The sequence below is a fragment of the Streptomyces sp. DT2A-34 genome, from assembly GCF_030499515.1.
Lineage (GTDB): Bacteria > Actinomycetota > Actinomycetes > Streptomycetales > Streptomycetaceae > Streptomyces.
In genome coordinates, this window is the sequence record NZ_JASTWJ010000001.1 from 8774223 (window position 1) to 8794150 (window position 19928).

A 19928-nucleotide genomic window follows, 5' to 3' on the forward strand; every position below is an offset into this window, starting at 1 on the left:
GGGCGTACGCCTCCTGGAGCAGGTGGAACACCTGGTTGTCGGCGATCGACTGCTTCGCGTGCGCGACCAGGTCCGGGTCCTTCAGCTGAGCCGCGAGCCGCAGGGGGTGCCCGTCCCACTTGCTGCCCTCGTCGTAGGCGCTCTTGCCCGGGTACTCCGTGTCGCGCCAGCCGACGACTGTCTCCATGCGCATGGTCCGGTAACCGCCGTTGTCCAGCGACGGGTGGCGGAAGTACGACCGGGCCTTGGCCATCTTGATCAGGTGGTCGCGGAGCTTGTCGTCACGCACGCCGCCGAACTCGATGACGGAGTCGTAGACCAGGGCCAGCCAGTCGTGGAGGTCGCCGTAGTTACCGGCGTAGCCGAGTTCCTTGGAAACACCCTTCTTGGTGACCTGGTAGTACGAGCTGCCCAGTGGCTTGGTGGGAGTGCCGTCTTCGTTCTCCGGGCCGAGCCAGGGGGTCAGGCCGACGGACTGGTAGATGTAGCCACGGGCCTTGGCCTCCCCCAGGCGTCGGCGGAGCCGAGGAGGGACAGGCCGCGGTCGGCGAGGTAGAGGCCGATGGCGCAGATGATCGCCTGGTTGGTGTACTGCGGGAACCACTGGCGCCAGTACTCGCGGCTGTCCAGCAGCATCTTGGCCCACGCGTCGCGGCGGACGACCGGAGTGAAGGCCGAGCCCGCGGGCGGGGTGAGGGTCAGGTCGTCGAACCACGCGGTTCCCGCGCCGTCGAGACGGACCTGAACCTCGACGGAGGCGGCGGTGCCCGGTGTGGTGAGCGTGGCGGTGACGTGCTCCCAGTCATGGGTGCCCGAGGCGGCGTAGAACTTGTTGTCGCCCCCGACCAGTTTCCCGGCGGCGTCGAAGAAGAGGATGTCGAGGTACGCGCTCTTGACAACCCCCTCGGTCCTGATCCAGGCCCCGTACGTGTACGTGCCCTGGCCCACTGGGACCTTGGCCTGGGGAACCCAGCCGACGACACCCGAGGAGGGGATGGTGATCCTCGCCGACGCGGTTCCGGTGCGGTGCACCTCGGTGTCGCGGGAGGCGGTACCACTGCCGCCCCACGTGGCCGAACGCCAGCCGGACATGCCGTACTCGAAGCCGGGGTTGGCGATCGTACCGGGGGAGCCGATGACCGGCTCGTCCAGCAGCGGCTTCAGTTCGTCCTGGAACTGGAGCATGACGAGACCCAGCCGTCCCAGCCCCATCCACTGCTGGCTGGAATCCGTGATCATCTTCGCGTTGTCGAGGTATCTCCAGTAGAGGGCGTCCAGACTGCTGGTGATCTGCAGCGGCACCGCGCTGTTCCGGTACGCCTTGGTGGACGGCATCCGGTAGGCCCGGCCCAGGAACTCCAGGTACCAGGGCTCCAGTTGAGGCACGGAGCGGACGGCCTCCGCGTTTGCCTTGGCCACCACCCGGGCGTTGATGGTGTCGAGCACTTCGATGCCCGGTTCGGGCCGGTTCCTCAGCTCGGGCATGGTGCCGGTGACGTCGTCGGCGGTGACGTCGAAGTACGGCGCGTCGTGGGTGTAGAGCCGGTAGATGGTGCGGCTTGAGCCGGGCATCGGCTTGTAGTAGTCCGCGGCCGACTGCGAATAGCCCGCGATCCGTCCCATGGAGCGAATCTCGAGGCGTACGGCGTCCTTGCCCGCGGTGAGCTCCGTGGGGAGGGGCACCGTGTGGAAGTAGAACCGTCCTGGGGTACGCGGGTCGTCACCGGAGATGTCGAGGGGATCGACAGCGCCCAGGTGGTAGTGGCCGACCTGCTTGCCCTCAGCGAACAGCTGGAGACGTCCCAGCTCAGCACCGCTTTCCGAACCCCACAGCTTGATGGTGACGTAGGTGGGCCCCCCGGGGCGGCAGGCGAGGGTCGCTACCAGAGTCCCGCCCCAGAAATCGGTGGTGCTCCGCGGGTTCAGTACCCGGGCGGGTTGGTCGAGGCCGCCCGTGACGACGTCGGAGAGTGTGGCGGACAGCCCGTGCGCGGCCTCGGAGGCGGGGTCGCCGAGGACGAGGGTGTCCAGCGGCCCTACGGCGGACGCTGTCGTCTCGGCCGCGGATGCCTGGGTGACGCCGGTCTGCCACAGCCATCCGGTGGCGGCGGCGCCGGCTGTCAGTTTGAGCAAGGATCTGCGCTGGACGGGTTCGGACATGGCGGGGGTTCCCTTCGGCTCTGGAGGGTCGTGCGGGGGTGGGTTCGCGTGGGGGATGGCTGTAGGGGACGCCGGCTCCGGTCCGCTCGCCCGCGCACCTGGTTCAGGCGCTGTTGACCAGGTCCGTGTGCCGCACGGCGTGTTCGAGCTCCCTCCCAGCAATGAGCAGGGACAGCTCGTCCACGACGGTGCGGCCGAGCCGCTCGAGCTCGTTGCCGAGCGACCCGGCGATGTGCGGGGTGAGGAAGACGTTCGGCATCTGGTACAGGGGCGAATCGGCCGGCAGTGGTTCCGGTTCGGTGACGTCCAGCACCGCGCTGATCCGCCCGCCGACCAGCTCGTCGGTGAGTGCCTCGGGATCGACGAGCGCGCCCCGGGAGGTGTTCACGAGCACCCCGCCGTCCGGGATCAGTGCCAGTCGCCGGCGGTCGAGCATCCGGTACGTCTCGGGAGTGTCGGGCGCGTGCAGGCTGACGATGTCGCTGGCGGCCAGCAGCTCGTCCAGAGGCAGCCGTACGACGCCCAGCGCTGCGGCCTCGGCGTCGCTGACGTAGGGGTCGAACAGGCCGACCGAGAAGTCGAAGGGCCGCAGCAGTTCCAGCACGCGGCGGCCGACCCGGGAGGCCCCGATGATGCCGACCCGCCGGCCGAGGTTGCCCATCGTCACGCAGTCACCGGGAGCCGGGTACACACGCTCGGCGCGGAAGCGCTCCCTCAGCCCGAAGGCGTCCTTGCCGGCCCACAGGATCGCGGCGAGCGTGTACTCGGCGACCGGCAGCGCGTTGGCCTGCACCGCACTCGACACGGGGATACCGCGGTCCCACACGGCGTCGTCGATCCAGCCGCGCACACTGCCTCCGGCATGCAGGAGGGCTCGCAGGCGAGGAGCGGCCCTCAGGGCGTCCGCGTCGATGCGTGGGCAGCCCCATCCGGTGATCAGTATCTCGGCATCCGCCAGCGCTGGGCCGACGGCGGGATCGGCGAAGTCCCGCACGACCAGTGCGGGATCGACCCGCGCCAGGGCCTGCAGCCGCGCCATGAGGCCGGGCGGGAAGAGCTCGGGAAGGTGCACCGGGTTCATGGCGAACACGGCGCGGGGCAGCGCTGACGTGGGCATGGGGCTCCCGCTTCGTCACGAAAGGAGGAAGGAAGGTGGTGAATACGGGTAGTAAACGTATTCCACGCTAGTGAGGCGAGAGGCTCCTGGTCAACGCTCTGGGTCGTGCGTCCGGAGGGTGTCCAGAGTCCGGCGGGCGCGGGACCGAATCGATATGCCGAACAAAGATGCAGGTCGAAAGCCCCTTCAAGTAACGCTCAGGCAAGATTGGCGAAACAAAGAACCTCCCGCCTCTTGTGGGGCGGGCCCTCGAAGTCCTACGGTCCACGGCAAACGGTTACTACTGATTTCCGGCCGTTCCCCTTCCCCTTCCCCTGCCCCGCTCAGCCGACCGCGCCGGCCCCCACACCGCACGCGCAGTCCCGTCCTTCGTGGAGGACCGATGACCACCATCCGTTCAAGAGCGCTCGCCGGCGCGGCCGTGGCACTCTCGCTCTCCCTCGCCCTGACCGCGTGCGGCGGCGGTGACGACACCGACTCGGCCGCCAAGCCCAGCACCGAGGGCAAGGTGAACCTGGAGTTCTGGAGCTGGACCGAGGGCATCGAGGCCCAGGTCAAGGTCTGGAACAAGGAGCACCCCGAGACGCAGGTCAAGTTCGTCAACGCGGCCGGCGACACCGTCTACCAGAAGCTCAGGGCAGCGGTGACCTCCGGCAACGCCCCCTGTCTGTCCAAGATGGACGGGATGAACCTGGCGAACTTCGCCGCCGACGGACTGCTCACCGACATCACCAAGGTCGCCGCCCCGTACAAGTCCCGGTACACCGTCCCGGCCTGGAACTCCGTGAGCCCCGGCGGTGCCACCTACGGCATCCCCACCGGCTCCTCGCCCCTGTTCACCGCCTATCGCGCGGACCTGTTCGAGAAGTACGGCATCAAGGCGCCCAAGACCTGGGATGACCTGATCGCGGCGGGCAAGGCGGTGCAGAAGAAGGACAAGAACGTCAAGATCTACAACATGGCGGGTGAGGACCCGAGCACACTGGTCGACCTGTCCTGGCAGGCCGGGGCCCAGTGGTACAAGGTCGACGGCGACCACTGGGTCATCGACTTCACCTCGCCCGAGGCGCTCAAGGCGGGTGACGTCGTCCAGAAGCTGGTCGACAACAACCTCGCCTCGAACGCCTCGTACGCCGACCCGGGCGTCTTCAAGACCTGGGACCTCGGCAAGACGATCCTGATGACCACGTCCACCTGGCAGCTGCCGATCTACGACACCAACTTCCCCAAGTCCAAGGGCAAGTGGCAGCTCGCGGACGCCCCCCTGTTCGACACCGCCCAGCCGCAGACCTCCAGCAACTTCGACGTAACGGCCGTACTGAAGGGCTGCAAGTACCCGGACCGCGCCGCACAGTTCGCTGCCTGGCTGTCCAGCAGCAAGGAGTCGCTGACCGCACTCACTGACCCCGCGTCGAAGTCCGGCCTCTTCCCGGCGGCCAACGACGTTTCCCCGTACGTCGACAAGATCATCCCGACCGACATGTTCAACGGGAAGTCCGACAGCGCGAACGTGATCACCACGGCCGCCTCCCGAGTCGGCGATCAGTGGCAGTACGGGCCGAACTACGCCTCCATGTACTCCGAGATGCAGAAGCAGTGGGGCAAGGTCATGAAGAAGGAGCTCACCGTCAAGGAGATGCTGACGCACCTTCAGCAGTGGACGCTCGCGGACCTGAAGGAAAAGGGAGTCAACGCCGTCGCAGGCGGCTGATCCGTATCGCGCACGCTCAACCGATCGTCCGAGCACCTGACTTGGAGACTTCCGTGTCCACCCTGACGCGACCCCCCAAGGTCGCCGCCAACTCCCCGGCCCGGCGGACCTCCCCCCGCCGGCCGGGGAGGCGCGGAGCCTACAAGGGCGTGCTGTTCGCGCTGCCCTTCCTCGTGGGCTTCCTGTTCACCTACGTCCTGCCGATCGCGTACGCCTTCAGCCAGAGCCTGCGCGAGAAGAAGAGCAGCGGCATCGGCTTCGGCCCGACCAAGGTCGTCTACACGGGCTTCTCCAACTTCGCGACGATCCTGTCCGACAGCGCCTTCTGGTCGAGCATGCTGCGCACTCTGCTCTTCGGAGCCGTGCAGATCACCGTCATGCTCGGGATCTCGCTGCTACTGGCGCTGCTCCTCGACGGCGTGGCGGCTCGCGCGGTCCGGTTCTTCCGCGCCGGGCTGCTCATCCCGTACGTCGTCCCGAGTGTCGTCTCCACCCTGATGTGGCTGTTCCTCTACAGCCCCACGATCAGCCCGATCATCGACCTGGCCGACCGTGCGGGGATGCACCTCTCCCTGTTCGGCGGTCTCAACACCTATCTCTCGCTGGGCAATCTGCTCACCTGGCAGGGCATCGGCTTCAACATGATCCTGATCTCCGCCTCACTGCAGGCCCTGCCCCGCGAGCTGTACGAGGCGGCCCGGCTCGACGGGGCCCGCGAGTGGCGGATCGCCTGGTCGATCAAGGTGCCGAACATCACCGGGATCCTGGTGCTCACTGGCATGTTCTCGCTGATCGGCCGGCTCCAGCTGTTCGCCGAGCCACTGCTGCTGAGGTATGTGGCGCCGGAGTCCATCGGTACCGACTTCACGCCGATGATGGAGATCTTCGACAAGGCGTTCAAGACCGGCAACTATCAGTACGCCGCCGCCGAGTCGCTGGTTCTCGCCGTCGTCACCGGCATCCTCGCCTTCGTCTTCTACCGCGTCACGAACAGGAAGATGTCATGAGCAGCGCCACCGAGGCCGTCCGCGCCACCCGGGCCACCGGCTCCTCCGGAGGCGGGGTGCGTCCCTCCCGCGGCGCGGTGGCCCTGACCACCGGCCTGCTGATCGTCTTCCTGCTGTACTCGATCGCGCCCACCTGGTTCCTCCTGGTGTCCTCCACCAAGAACCAGACCGACCTGTACTCCACGTTCGGCCTGTGGTTCTCCTCCAACCACTTCGCCGACAACTTCACCGCGATCTGGGACTACCACGACGGCGTCTTCGGACGCTGGATCGGCAACTCCCTCCTCTACTCAACGGTCGGCGCGGCCGGCTCCACCTTCGTCTCGCTCGCCGCCGGCTACGGCATCTCGAAGTTCGGCTTCCGGGGCCGGGGGGCGATGTTCGCTGTCATCGTCGGCGCGTCCCTGTTGCCCAGCACCCTGCTCGCGTTCCCGCTGTATCTCGTCTTCTCGGAGATCGGGCTCACCAACACCGTGTGGGCCGTGCTGATCCCGTACTTCATCAACCCGTTCGGGGTCTATCTCGGCAAGGTGTACGCCGACACCTCGGTGCCCACCGAGCTGATGGAGGCCGCCCGCATCGACGGGGCCAGCGAGACGCGGATCTTCTTCTCGGTCGCGCTGAATCTCATGCGCACCGGCGGCGTCACGATCTTCATGCTCGACTTCATCAACATCTGGAACAACTTCTTCCTGCCCCTGTTCATGCTCAACGGCGAGCGCACCTTCCCCGTCACCCTGGGCCTGTTCTCCTGGGTGCAGCAGGCGCAGCAGTCCCGAGACATGAACACGCTCGTCCTCACCGGTTCACTGCTGTCGATCATTCCGCTGGCGATCTTCATGTTCGCGCTCCAGAAGTACTGGCGCAGCGGAATCCTCATGGGCAGCCTCAAGTAAAGGAACCAGTCGTGGCCCACACACCCCGACGTCGTGAAGTGCTCAAGTACACCGGTTCGACGGCCGGTCTCGCCGTCGTCGGCCTCGGCTGGCCGGGAGCCTTGCCCGCCACGGCCGCGCCCGCTGCGAAGGCCTCCGAGACACGTGCACCGCTGGACATCGTTGTCTTCGGCGACGCGGACTCCGAGACCGTCCATGCCCTCACCGCCACCCGCTCCGACACGATCACCGGCGGCCTCGGTCAGAGCGCCCGCGTGCTCAATCCGTCCGATCCGGTGTCCTATTGGGGCGGCAAGCTCACGTTCGAGGTGGCTGTTAGCCCGACCGGAACGACGTATGTCACAGTCCGGCTCTGGGGCGACGACCACGACGACAGCTCTGAGGAGGCTGCCTCGGGAAAGCGCATGTGGCGGCTCCAACTGTTCTGTGAGGGCAAGCAGATCGGCTACGAGGACCAAGGCGCCGTCGACGGCCTCGACATCCTCGACACCGCCCCGCGCACCCCCGGCCGCTTCTTCTTCCACACCATTCCCCTGCCGGAGAAGATGACCGCCGGCAAGAAGAAGGTGACGCTGGAGATCCGAGCGATGGGCCGCATCTGGCCCTACGGCCAGAACCAGGCCCAGCTCTACTACAACATGACCACGCCCTCCCGGGGCATCTACCGCCTCTACACCCATACCAACCCGTACTTCGTGCCGCCGAAGGGCGAGGTCCAGGGCCCCGCTCCGCAGCCGAAGCCCCGCACCGGCGGTGAGGAGGTCATGGACGCCATCAAGGCGCGGGTGCAGAAGGACCAGAAGAACTACCTCACTACCGCGACGCCCGCCACCATGGACGGCTGGGCGATGCAGTCCCTCGCGGAGGGCTACCTGTGGTCCGGCAGCCCTGCCTATCAGCAGGACGCCGCACTGGACCGGGTGCTGCAGGCGATCGACGGCCGCTATCTGGCCTGGAAGTCCGACAGCACGGTGCTCACGGGCTCCGACCAGCAGTGGCAGGGTTTCGGCCGGGTCGGGCTGGTGCTGGCCCTGCTCTGGGAGCACCTGGGCGAAGAGCGCCTCGGCGAGCAGGTCACCGGTTCCCCGTACGCCATCGCCAACCCCGGCTTCGAATCGGGCGCCGACAAGCCCACGTCCTGGCAGGCGCCCGGCTGGGCCTCCGGCGGAGGCGGCACCTTCGCGCGCGACACCACCGTCTCACGCTCCGGTTCCGCCTCACTCAAGCTCCAGGCCACGACCACGAACGGCTACAGCTACGTCTACTCCGCCCCCAGGACCCGTATAGGACACGGCACCTACACCTACGGCGCCTGGATCAAGACCGACACCGTCACCGGTCTCGGCGCCCACATCGACCCGCTGTTCTTCGACGCGAAGGGCAATCTGGTCGGCAGCGACCACAAGAAGTACGCGAGCACGGGCACCCACGACTGGGAGTACGTCTCGATCGACCTGGAGACCCCGGCCGGCGCCACCCAGATGGAGATGCACCTGCGGCTCGCCGGCCCGGGCACGGCCTGGTTCGACGACGTCACGCTCGTCGCGCCCGCCGCCACCGACACCCCCGTACCGCCGGTGCGGCGGGACGCGTACATCGACATGCTCAAGTCGAGCCGGGACTACTGGCGGCAGCACTTCCCGCACTACAGCAACCAGTCGCAGATCTGCGCCATCGGCATCTACCAGGCCAACCGCGGCCTCCGACTCCTCGCCCCGGACCTCGCGCTGCCGGAGGCCAAGGCCCGCGACTACATGTACCAGGCGATCGGGATCAAGCCGTACCTCGGCCCGGAGGACGCGGACGGCAATCCGACGAAGCCGCTCGGTGAGAGCTACTACCAGGTGACGAAGGCGGGCCTGACCCGCGAGCTCGGCTACGTCGGCAACTACGGCGAGGTCATGGACTGGCTCGTGATGATGTACGAGTCCGTGACGCGCGGGCACGGGGGCCAGGAAGCGCCCGAACTGCGCGAGCAGATGGTCAAGATGACCAAGGCGCGCGGCAACTTCCGCATCGTGGACGTCGACGGGGACAACTGCCGGATCTCCCGCATCGAGACCGTCATCGGCTGGCGCAACGAGGTCTACCCCGGCGAGACCGCGTACGCCTCCCGGACCGCCTGGGACTCCAACCCGCTGATGACGGCGGCCGTCTTCAAAGACCCCGACATCGTCGGCTGGACCCAGGAGATGGTGGCGGACGGCCAGCTGTACCCGCAGCTGGGCCTCCAGGCCACCCACACCTGGACGCGCGTCGGCCTCAACGCCCTGCGCCTCATCTCCCGCGACTGGGACGCCTTCCAGTCCCTCGCCGCTCGTCCGGCCCGCATTCCGACCGACTGGGACCGGCCGGACTTCGTCGTCACCGACGAGGAGAACGGCTGCGTCGCCGTCAAGAACGGCAGGGAACTCCTCTTCGCCTCCCTGTACTGGCGGGCCCGCCAGGGCGTGAACAACTACGCCCGCGTACACCACGTCACGCCCACCGACCAGCGCTCGGCCACCATCCGCCAGCGCACCGCGGGCACCACCGACGACACCTTCACGGCCCGCGACTGGGTCCTGTGGGACTACGCCATCAACGACCCGGGCGCCTCGCACATCCCGCCCGGCGGGTTCCCACCGCCCGGGGACACCGTCCACCAGGCACTGGCGGGCGACGTCTATCACCTCGCCCCGATCCCCGCCGACGTCCCCGACCCCACCCTCGGCGTCCACTTCGACGGCGTAGAGACCATGCTCGTCGGCCGTGCCCCCTTCTACCTCTGCGTCTACGGCGATTACCTCATAGCCATGAACACCAGCGCCGACCGGACGTTCACCCTGCCCATCCGTCCCGACTTCGGCCCGGCCCGCGACCTCGCGACCGGCAGGACCGTCAGCGCCGGCGACCGGCCCAAGCTCGGACCGCTCAGCAGCCTGGTGCTGCACCGCGGTTGATCCGCTGCCGGATCGGTGCGGTTGGGGGACCGCACCGGCCCGGCTCCCCCTCTCGACGACCGAGCCCGGCAAGCTACGCCCGATAGAGGAGATGGTCTTCGACCACTACGTCAAGCGCCGCAGCCTGTCCGTCCCGTGGACGTACGCGGCGATCGAGAGGATCCGCCCCGAGGGCGAGCTCTTCCAGTGCGACCACCCCGGGTTCGGCACCCTGCTGTTCACCCTCTGAACGAAAGCGCCTCATGATCCCGTTGATTCACAACCCCGTGCTGCGCGGCTTCGAACCCGACCCCGTGATCCTTCGGGTCGGCGACGACCACTACATCGCCACCTCGACCTTCGAGTGGTATCCGGGCGTACGGCTCCACCACTCCCGGGACCTGGTCAACTGGCGCCCACTGGGCGGAATTCTGGACAGCAGACGGCTCCTCGACCTGACCGGCGTCCCGGACTCCGGCGGTATCTGGGCGCCCGGACTGTCGTACGCGGACGGACTGTTCCACCTGGTCTTCACAGTCGTCGACACCTATGCCGAGGGCTGGAAGGACCTGCCCAACTATGTGACCACGGCGCCGTCGATCGAGGGGCCGTGGTCCGACCCGGTGCCGCTGCACGGCCGGGGCTTCGACGTGTCGCTCTTCCATGACCGGGACGGGCGCAGTTGGCTGCTCAACATGCGGTTCGACTGGCGGCCCGGCCGGGAGTCGTTCGCCGGGATCGAGCTCCAGGAGTACGACCGCAAGACCCAGGCCCTGTTGGGCGAGCCCCGGACGATCTCCGTGGGCACGGCTGCGGGGGTCGCCGAGGGACCGCACCTGTACCGACGGGAAGGCTGGTACTACCTCGTACACGCCGAGGGCGGCACCGGATACGAGCACGGCGCGGCCGTCGCCCGTTCCCGCGACCTGTTCGGCCCGTACGAGCCCGACCCGTCCGGCCCCCTGCTCACGGCCCGGCACGACCCGTCCCTGGCCCTGCAGAAGGCAGGGCACTGCTCGCTGGTGGAGACCGCGACGGGTGAGTGGTACGCCGCCCACATCACCGCCCGACCGTACGGCGAACGGGGTCGATGCGTCCTCGGTCGGGAGACCGCGCTGCAGCCGGTGACCTGGACGGCGGACGGCTGGCCGCGCATCGCGGGCGGGATCCCGTCCGTCACCGTGCCCGCTCCCGCTCTGCCCTCCGCTCCGGTGGGCCGGGAGCACGCCACCGACCATTTCGAGTCCCTGGGGCCCGAGTGGTCGACGTTGCGTCGTCCGGCCGGCGCCGACTGGGTCGAGCCCGCCCGCGGACGGCTGCGCATCCGAGGCGGGCAGTCGCCCGCCGGGCGCCGCAGCCCCAGCTTGGTCGCCCGCCGGGTCACCGCCCAACGGTGCTCCTTCGAGACCAGCCTGACCTTCGAACCCCGTACTTCGGACCACCTGGCCGGACTCACCGCCTACTACAACACCCGTAACTGGCACTACGTGTACGTGACCGCCGACGACGACGGCAGCCCGCTGCTGACGGCAATGAGCTGCGCGGCCGGTGATCGCACCGCCCACCCGGTTGCCGTGCCTCTCGCACCGGGGCGGCCGGTGGTGCTGCGCGCCGAGTTCGAAGGTCCTGTCCTGCGGTTCGCGTACGACGACGGCCACGGCCCGAACGTACTTCCCCTCGATCTCGACGCCACCGTGCTGTCGGACGAGCACGCCGACGAGTTCCACGACGGACAGCTACGCGTCCTCGGCTTCACGGGTGCCATGCTGGGCCTGTGGGTGCAGGATCTCGACGGCGGGGCAGTGAATGCGGACTTCGCCTACGCCAAGTACCGAACAACGGAGGACGAGCGCCCATGAGGACCGTCGACCTCGGCCGTGTCCGCTTGTTCTGCACCTCTTTCGGCCCAGTGGGCGCTCCCACGCTTCTGTTGGTGCACGGCTGGGGTGGGGACGGCAGAGAATGGTCGCCGCACGCCGATGCCCTGGCCGGGCGGTTCCGGGTCGTGATCCCGGACCTGCGCGGGCACGGCCGCTCCCAGACGCCGCGCGAGGGAAACACGCCGAGGGAGATGGCCGCGGACCTGGCCGCGCTGACCGACGCGGTGGGCACCGGTCCCGTGATCGCTGTCGGCCACTCCATGGGCGGTCAGGTGGTCAACCTGCTCGCCGTGCACTACCCCCACCTCGTGCGGTCGGTCGTCGCCCTCGACCCGGCGCACGGGGCGCACGGCGCCGAGGTGGATGGCATCCCGGCACGACTGGCCGAATACCGGGAGCGGGGGGCCGACGCGGCGGCCGCCTTCGTGGCCGCGGCCTTCGCGCCGACCGCCCCGCCCGGCCTGCGCACCGCGCACGTACGCACCATGCTCGGCACTCCTGACCATGTCATCGCCCAGGCGTACGCCGGGATGTACACCGACCCGGACGCGGTCGGCGTCCGCCCGCACAGCGAGACCTACCTGCGCGCACGTACCCAGCCGGCGCTCACGGTATGGACGTCGGCCGAGGCCGCCGCCTGGGAACGTGGCACCCTGCTGGTGCCCGGCTCACGGGTGGACCACTGGCCCGACACCGGGCACTACCTTCACGAGGAGCGCCCGGAACGCACGATCCGCCTGATCGAGGAATGGGCAGCGCGACCGGGGGCCTGACCCGCTCACCGGCACGTCCGCCCCCACCGTGCCGACGAACTCGTCCCTCACCACCGACGTCGCCATCACTGGGCGGGCCGACCGCTCACCGAGACGTCCTCGGCCTCGGCACCACCCAGCGTGGTGTAGGCAATTTGCCCGTTTTTGGTACGGGCAACGGGGTTAGTAACACCCGCAAGAACCCGCAACGCGACCACCACCAGGCCCGTCACGGTTGACCAGATCGGGGCCCCAGAGGAGCACAGTTTCTCTGGGGCCCCTCCGCGCTGCCCCGCGCCCGCCTATCCGTCCCGTTCGCGAGAATGGCCGTGAGCCCGATCGGCCAAACTCAGGGCACAGCGGCCAGCGTGCCTGGTCTGACCGTCAACCGTCGAAGCCAGGGCAAGCACCCTCGTGCCTCGACGGCTTCGTCAGCTGCTTCGGCCGCCAGGCACGCCGGCGCTGCTGAACTCGGCTCCACGCCTCATGCGGTGGGCCGCTGATGGGCCCGGTTCGTGCAGTACCGGATCGCTGGTCTCGGGGACATGCCACGTCCAGGCGGCCCCAGGACGGTGACGGAGGAGCAGGTTGCCGCGGTGATCGCCAGGACGTTGGAGTCCACTCCGGGGAACGCGGAACGCAACGCACTGGTCGACGCGGTCGATGGCGAAAGGGCTGGGTCTCTCGCAGTCGTCGGTGTCACGGATCTGGCGGGCCTTCGGCCTGCAGCCGCACCGGTCGGAGACCTTCAAGCTGCCGACCGATCCGTATCTCGTCGACAAGGCCCACGATGTCGTCGGCCTCTACCTGGACCCGCCCGAGCGGGCCCTGTTCTGTGTCGACGAGAAGTCACAGATCCAGGCTCTGGACCGGTCCCAGCCCGTACTGCCGATGGTGCCCGGGGTTCCCGAGCGGGCGACACACGACTATGTCCGGGCCGGCACCACCACCCTGTTCGCGGCCCTTGAGGTCGCCACCGGCAAAGTCATCGGCTCCGTCGAACCGGTGTACTTGAGCACTTCACGACGTCGGGGTGTGTGGGCCACGACTGGTTCCTTTACTTGAGGCTGCCCATGAGGATTCCGCTGCGCCAGTACTTCTGGAGGCAACCCTCGGCATTGACATGCACATCGTCCGCCGCGACCCCACCATCAGAGGATTCACGGTCCTGCCCCGCCGCTGGACCGTCGAGCGCACACTGGGCTGGCTCATGAACCACCGCCGCCTGGCCCGCGACTACGAAGCCCATCCCCACCGCTCCGAAGCCATGGTTTACCTGGCAATGGTCAACCTCATGACCCGCCGCCTCACAGCTGAATCCACCCCGAGCTGGCGCGGAACCTAGAACGACCTGAACCAGGACATGAAGGGACTAAGACGTCGTTTCAGTTGGTGAGTCGGCGGTGGCAGATGAGGGCCGCGGCGATGCCGACGAACGCGAGGAAGTGTTCGGCCTTGCGCTCGTAGCGGCGGTGCAGACGTCGGCATCCGGCCAGCCAGGACACCGTCCTCTCGACGACCCAGCGGTGGCGGCCGAGCCGCGTGGAGGACTCGATGCCTTTGCGGGCGATGCGGTGGCGGATACCCCGTTTACGGAGCCATCGCCGCAGGTGGTCGTAGTCGTAGCCCTTGTCGGCATGGAGCTTGGCCGGCCGTCGGCGACGCGGGCCGCGCCGGGAGCGGATCGGCGGGATCCCGCGCACCAGTGGCTTGAGACCGAGGCTGTCGTGCATGTTGGCGCCGGAGATGCCCAGTGACAGAGGCAGACCGTTCCGGTCCGTGATCAGGTGGATTTTCGATCCGCTCTTGCCGCGGTCGGTCGGATTCGGTCCGGTCAGGGGCCCCCTTTTGCGGCCCTGAGGCTGACGGAGTCGATGGCACACCGCGACCAGTCCAGCTCACCGCGGGCGCCGAGCTCGTCCAGGAGGACCCGGTGGAGCCTGGCCCAGACCCGGTCCCGGCTCCACCGGGCGAAACGCCGGTAGACCGTCGGCCAGGCCGGGCCGAACACCGGGGGTAACTGCCGCCAGGTACACCCGGAGGTGGCTACGAAGATGATCGCCGCCAGGCACTCGCGGTCACCCGCCCGCCGTCGGCCGCCGCCCTGCGGACGTATGACCTCCGTCGGCGGAACCACCCGTCGGAACAGCGTCCATAACTCTTCCGGCACCAACCGCTCAATCAGATCCGTCATGCACGGCTCAACGAACGATCACGCCAAAGGAAACGACGTCTAAACATTGGAGGAAAACGCCCTCTGAGAGGTCGTTTTCATCTCGATTAGCCCATTACCTGACGGTTTCTGATGTGCGGAGCTGTGGTGTTGGTGCGCTTGCCGGTGCCTTCGAACCGTGAGGGCCACGTGGGGTGATAGCTGGGGTGGGATGCGACGTGCGCCTGTCTCATCCCAAGGTGCCCTGATCGATGCCGTGCTTCCAGGGCCTAATACGCACGCCTGGGCGCACTCACCTTGTGGCAGTACGTCCAGGGCATGAGTGAACGACGCCCGTATCCGAGCGACTTGTCCGATGCCCGCTGGGAGCTGATCGAGCCCGCCCTGGCGGCCTGGCGCTTCGAACGCCGCGGCCGGGCCCTGGACTTCGGACGCCCGCCCCAGCATGACCTGCGGGAGATCCTGGACGCGATCTTGTACGTGGACCGCACCGGGGTCCAGTGGCGCTACCTGCCACACGACTTCCCACCCTGGGAGACGGTCTACGGCTACTTCGCCAAGTGGCAGAAGGAAGGAGTGTTTGCCCAGCTCAATGGCCTGCTGCGGGAGTTGGCAAGGCAAAAGGAGGGACGGAACGCGGAGCCGTCGGCCTGCGTGATCGACGCGCAGAGCGTGAAGACCTCCACCAGCGTCCCCGCCGCGAGTCAGGGCACGGATGCGGGCAAGAAGATCGTGGGCCGCAAGCGCAGTATCGTGACCGACACGCTCGGCCTGCTGCTGGCCGTCCTGGTCACGGCGGCCAATGTCCAGGACTCCGTGGCCGGCACCCAACTGCTCGACCAGGTTGCCACTGGCCATCCCGGCATCCGCAAGGTGTGGGTCGACGGCGGCTATCGCCAGCACCTCGTCGAGCATGCCGCCACTTTGGGCATCGACATGGAAATCGTCACCCGCACCCCCGGGACCAGAGGATTCACCCCGATACCGAAGCGGTGGACGGTAGAGCGGACCTACGGCTGGTTGATGCTCCACCGTCGCTTGGCCCGCGACTACGAGACCCTCCCGGCCCGCTCAGAAGCCCTGATCCACCTCGCGATGACCGACCTCATGGCCCGCCGCCTCACCCGCGAGGCCACCATCTCCTGGCGCGACCCGACAACACCGGATCAAATCCGCATCACGGGATAAAACACTGGGAGAAAACGACCTCTAAACATTGGAGGAAAACGCCCTCTGAGTGCTCCGACCGCGCGAGCTTGTGACGGTCGACGGGAACGCACAGGCCAGCGTGTGCTCCATCATGAGCGGGCTGCACACGCAAGGCGCTCATGTCCCCACGTGCCCAATCTTTGGGTCCATGGGTGCCAGTAGGACGCCGAAACGGCTCGCCTACACATCAGCCCCAGGCCGCTGACCTTGGGCTTCGAAAAGAGCGGGTGACGAGAATCAAACTCGCGCTCTCAGCTTGGGAAGCTGATGCGTGAAGGACGTAATGGGCTCGCGGCACAGCCTGTGCCGCGAGCCATTTGGGGCAAGAACAGCAGCAGGAACCTCATCAACAGGCCGTGCTGCCCCTGTCCCGTTGCAGCACTAAACACCTGTTAGGACGCCAGAAGCCGCCACAGGCACATGGCCCGTGGCGGCATCTCGCGCTATGACTGCTTGTTGATAGCTACGGGATGACCGTGACCGCCGTGCGCCCCACGGTCGCGGAACCGTCGCCGTACTCGACGACCCCGAGATACCGCTTGCCCCGCTCGACGCCCGGCCACGTCACGGTGACGTCGGCGTGGTAGCCCCCGCGGACCGGCTGGGTCGCGGGGGCTACCAGGGCCCCGACGTCCGGGCTGCCCTGGCCGACCTGCCAGGTCCACAGGGTGAACTGTTGGCTCGTCGCGCCCTCCGGCAGCTCGTACTGGACCACGTACACGTCGTAGTCACCGGGCGGCAGATCGATTTGCTCGTCCGAGCCGAACGGAGGCGGCGGGCCCACCGAATTGCCGTCCTTGTCGAAGGTGTACAAGTCGAGGTCGGTGCCGGGCAGATGGTCCGCCGAGGTGATCGCCACCCTGGTGAAGAGGGCGTCCTCCGGTACGTGAACTCGTATCTTCGCGACAGCGTCCGAGGGGTCCGGGGCGCCTTCGGAATATCCGTTCTGATCGGTGTCGGTGAGCGTGCCCGTGGTCTTCCGACCTGCGTACAACCCCGTTGTCGTGGCGCTGAGTGCGCCGTTCCAGCCCACCTGTGCGGTGAGCGTGGCCGAGTCCTCGCCGTCCACCGTGACCGCATCCGGCGCGTCGATCGCCGCCGCACGCAGGGCGACCGTGCTCGTGACCCGGTGCTGGCTGTGTGCGTCATTCCAGGTGAGGGAGCCGAACGACCAGTCGTCGAAGGCGGCGTCGGTGCGGGTGAATGTCACCTTGTAAGTCGCCGACGCGCCAGGCTTCAGCACCAGCCGCTTCGGCGTGACCTCGGCCTTGTAACCGGGCGGGGTCTGGATCGTCGCCTTGTAGTCGCCGGTCTCCGAGGAGACGTTGGTGACCGTACGGGCCACGGTCTGCCGGCCGAGCAGGTCACCGACGGCGATGGACGCGTAGTTCAGGTCGCTGGGGTCGGTCCGCGGGATGGTGGCGCAGATGTCTCCGCCGTCGTCCGTCGTCGGCTGCTCGCCGAGCGCGCAGAGGTACGCCGTCCAGTCCGCGGAGGTGGAGTCGTAGACCAGGCCGGGATCGGCGGCGAGGGTGACCCGGGTCGTGCCCGCTCCGTAATCGAGCGGCGTCGCGGCACCGGTGGCCTCCTGCCGGCCGATGGGCTTCCCCTCGTTGTCAGTCGTGGCGGCCGTGGTCATCAGCGCCGACTTGATTTCCATCGGAGACCAGTGCGGGTGCAGGGACTTCAGCAGCGTCGCGAGCCCAGCGATGTGCGGGGTCGCCATCGACGTACCCGACATGAAGCCGTACTCACCCGGGTATCCGGCGAAGCCGCCCGGCACGGTGCCCGCGGCGATCAGGTCGCCCGGTCCGGAGATGTCGGGCTTGAGCAGGCCACCGTTACTGAAGGGGTCGGGGCCGCTGGAAGAGAAGTAGGTGACCTCCGGAGCCCGGCCACGGCTGGCCGCGCTGGGGGTGAACTCGGCAGTGGCGCCCGCGGTGGCGGCGTACTCCTTGAGCGCCTCGCGGTTCTCCGGTCCCAGCTGGATGAGCGGGAGGAGCAGGGGGTCGGAGAAGAAGTCTTGGGAGCTGGTCGGCGTGTTGGCCACGACGACAGCCACGGCGCCGGCGTCCGATACCTCCTTGACCTTGTCCTGCATGTACACGCCGGGGGGACCGCCCCGGTCGCAAGCGATGATCTTTCCCTTCACCTTATCCGGGGCCAGGGTGCCCGGGAGGCACAGCTCCGCCTTCGCGGCGTCGGCGCCCGCCTTGCGCGCGTCGGCGGCGTTGATCAGCGGAGCCGAGGGGACACCAGGGTTCATGTTGATGTTGGTGAACCGTCGGCCGTCGCCGAGGACCAGCGTCGAGTGGTACACGGTGTCATGTGTGTTCGCGGCCACCGTGGTGATCCACGGCGCGGTGTTGTTCACCGTCTGCGGGCCGTCGTTGCCGGCCGCCGCGGCGACGAAGACGCCCGCCTTGGCGGCGTTGAACATGGCTTCCACGGAGGTCGGGTCGGTTAGCGACCCGCCGATGGAGAAGCTGATGACGTCGACGCCGTCCGCCACGGCCCGGTCGATCGCCGCCGCGGTGTCCACACCGGGGCAGCCGATGCTCCAGCACGCCTTGTAGAAGGCCAGCCGAGCCGCGGGCGCGAGGCCGCTGAGCCGACCGCTCACGCCGGTGCCCGGGATCGACGCAGGGGTATTGTAGTTGCCCGCGAGGGTGGTGCCGACGTGGGTGCCGTGGCTGTCCATGTCCATGGGTGAGGGGACGTCTATCGGGAGAGGCTCGGGCACGCCCTTGCGAAACCAGCCGGCGCCGATCACCTTGTTGTTGCAGGTGATGTTGTTGGCGGGGTCACTGTCCTGGCCGGTGTCGCAGGTTCCCCGCCACTTCTTGGCGATGACCTCCGCGTCCGGGCGGGGCTCCGGCAGCGAGGCGAGCATCGGGTTCTTGGTGTCCACCGCGTCGATGACTCCGACGATCATGCCTTCGCCCGCGTGCTCCGGGCCGCTGAACTTGGACCACAGGCCCTTCTTCCCGGACAGACCGAGGAAGCGGGGTATGTCGGGCGGCTGCGCCGCGCCGGACCGCCTGTCGGCGGCCGAACCTGCGGGCGCAGGTGCGGTGTTGACAGTGGCAGTCCGTACGGAGGTGGCGGTGGCCGAGGGGGCGTGATCCGTCGGGGCGGATCCGCCCGGGGCGGCGGCCGGCTGGTTGATTGTGTCCCGGGTAACCGCCACCACACCGGGCGTGCCGGCCAGCTTCGCTGCCTGCTTGCCGGTGAGCCGGGCGGCGAACCCGTTGAACGTGTAGTCGTAGTCGTAGAGCTTCTTGACGCCCGGCACGGCGTCCAGCACGCTGTCCCGACGGTCGTCCAGATGCCGCAGATAGCCCCTGACCGCGCCTGAGTCGGCGTTGAGCCGCTCTCCCGGCACCGGTGCCGTCCGTTTCAGCCGGGGTAGTCCGCCCTCGTACGCGGCCACGGGGTCGTCCTTGAGTTTCACCACATAGGTGCCTGCGCTGTAAGTCCCTTTCGGTTGCCCGGAATCGGGCGCGTCGCCGGGAGCGGCGTACGCGGGCACGGCACCGGTCAGCGTCAGGGCCCCTGTGAGGGCAGGAGCCAAGAGCGCACCAAGTGCTCTGAGATGTCTTCGGTCGAGTAGCAACAGTGGTCCAAATCAGTCGAATTTCGTGACGTCGGTCCCCGTGACCCTGGATGACGCTCAATGTCACAGAATTCGCGACCAAAGAAAATCTTGAAATATCAAATTAGGCTGAACTTCACAGGGTTCTCACAGGTGTTGGCGCGGCAGCGGCTCCGTTCATCTCGATTTCGCCCGCGGCCATGTCGGCAACAGGCCGGACGCGCTCAGGGCTGCGTTCGTAGCGGCGAGGCAATGTAGAGCCCTGAGCCGTTCGGCCTCGGTGTTGGTCTGGGGGATACAGCGGAGGAGCCTGCTGGCTGATGGCGCCGAACAACTACGCAAGCAGCTCGCCGAGATCGAGGCCGGGGTGGCTTGGCTGGAGCCGCCGAGGTGGTGATTGGACAGTTCTGGAAGCGTCGTCCCGCACTCCAAGAAGTGGGGCTTCATTCCCCTTGGGCCGGCTCGGTCACCTGGTGGCAGATGACGAAGTCCGGGAAGACGTACCGA

General features: G+C 67.9%; 12 protein-coding genes and 2 pseudogenes. 10 read left to right on the forward strand and 4 right to left on the reverse strand.

The genetic code is table 11. From position 1 onward, the window contains the following. Positions 1 to 462 precede the first annotated feature (462 nt). Entirely contained in the window at positions 463 to 2160 is a 1698-nt protein-coding gene (locus QQM39_RS39025; RefSeq protein ID WP_302002331.1) for a hypothetical protein, read from the reverse strand. Positions 2161 to 2263: 103 nt separating this feature from the next. After that, the gene (locus tag QQM39_RS39030) at positions 2264 to 3277 is read right to left on the reverse strand and encodes a hydroxyacid dehydrogenase (protein WP_302002332.1); all 1014 of its coding nucleotides are present in this window, start codon (positions 3275 to 3277) and stop codon (positions 2264 to 2266) included. Positions 3278 to 3659: 382 nt separating this feature from the next. Here QQM39_RS39030 and QQM39_RS39035 point away from each other — a divergent pair, with 382 nt between their 5' ends. From QQM39_RS39035 to QQM39_RS39075, 9 genes and pseudogenes are all read left to right on the forward strand, one after another. Beyond that, positions 3660 to 4988 (forward strand): ABC transporter substrate-binding protein, encoded by a 1329-nt coding sequence (locus QQM39_RS39035; protein WP_302002333.1) that lies wholly within the window; start codon positions 3660 to 3662, stop codon positions 4986 to 4988. Positions 4989 to 5041: 53 nt separating this feature from the next. Further along, a complete protein-coding gene (locus QQM39_RS39040; RefSeq protein ID WP_302002334.1) occupies positions 5042 to 5995 on the forward strand; it encodes a carbohydrate ABC transporter permease in 954 nt (317 codons plus the stop codon). Further along, positions 5992 to 6891: a carbohydrate ABC transporter permease gene (locus tag QQM39_RS39045; RefSeq protein WP_302002335.1), complete on the forward strand. Its 900-nt coding sequence runs from the start codon at positions 5992 to 5994 to the stop codon at positions 6889 to 6891. The genes QQM39_RS39040 and QQM39_RS39045 overlap by 4 nt, the downstream gene beginning before the upstream one ends. A gap of 11 nt (positions 6892 to 6902) precedes the next feature. Continuing rightward, a complete protein-coding gene (locus tag QQM39_RS39050; RefSeq protein ID WP_302002336.1) occupies positions 6903 to 9833 on the forward strand; it encodes a Tat pathway signal sequence domain protein in 2931 nt (976 codons plus the stop codon). A gap of 91 nt (positions 9834 to 9924) precedes the next feature. Further along, positions 9925 to 10062, forward strand: coding sequence for a hypothetical protein (locus QQM39_RS39055; protein ID WP_302002337.1), 138 nt, complete (start codon positions 9925 to 9927; stop codon positions 10060 to 10062). A gap of 22 nt (positions 10063 to 10084) precedes the next feature. Beyond that, on the forward strand, positions 10085 to 11671 hold the full coding sequence (locus QQM39_RS39060; protein WP_302003881.1) for a glycoside hydrolase family 43 protein: 1587 nt from the start codon (positions 10085 to 10087) through the stop codon (positions 11669 to 11671). Continuing rightward, positions 11668 to 12465: an alpha/beta fold hydrolase gene (locus QQM39_RS39065; RefSeq protein ID WP_302002338.1), complete on the forward strand. Its 798-nt coding sequence runs from the start codon at positions 11668 to 11670 to the stop codon at positions 12463 to 12465. Before QQM39_RS39060 ends, QQM39_RS39065 begins: the two co-directional genes overlap by 4 nt. 482 nt (positions 12466 to 12947) lie before the next feature. After that, a pseudogene (locus tag QQM39_RS39070) lies at positions 12948 to 13437 on the forward strand (IS630 family transposase); the annotation flags it as partial. A 103-nt stretch (positions 13438 to 13540) separates the two neighbouring features. Beyond that, a pseudogene (locus tag QQM39_RS39075) lies at positions 13541 to 13789 on the forward strand (transposase); the annotation flags it as partial. A gap of 40 nt (positions 13790 to 13829) precedes the next feature. Here QQM39_RS39075 and QQM39_RS39080 read toward each other — a convergent pair. Then, a protein-coding gene (locus tag QQM39_RS39080) for an IS5 family transposase (RefSeq protein WP_301994504.1) occupies positions 13830 to 14638 on the reverse strand; the annotation gives its coding sequence in 2 pieces (ribosomal slippage) (positions 13830 to 14288 and positions 14291 to 14638; 807 coding nt in all). A 297-nt stretch (positions 14639 to 14935) separates the two neighbouring features. Between QQM39_RS39080 and QQM39_RS39085 the strand changes: the two genes are divergently transcribed. Then, entirely contained in the window at positions 14936 to 15805 is an 870-nt protein-coding gene (locus QQM39_RS39085; protein WP_302002339.1) for an IS5 family transposase, read from the forward strand. 484 nt (positions 15806 to 16289) lie between these two features. Here QQM39_RS39085 and QQM39_RS39090 read toward each other — a convergent pair whose 3' ends face one another. Continuing rightward, positions 16290 to 19400, reverse strand: coding sequence for a S8 family serine peptidase (locus QQM39_RS39090; protein ID WP_302002340.1), 3111 nt, complete (start codon positions 19398 to 19400; stop codon positions 16290 to 16292). Between the last annotated feature and the right edge of the window lie 528 nt (positions 19401 to 19928).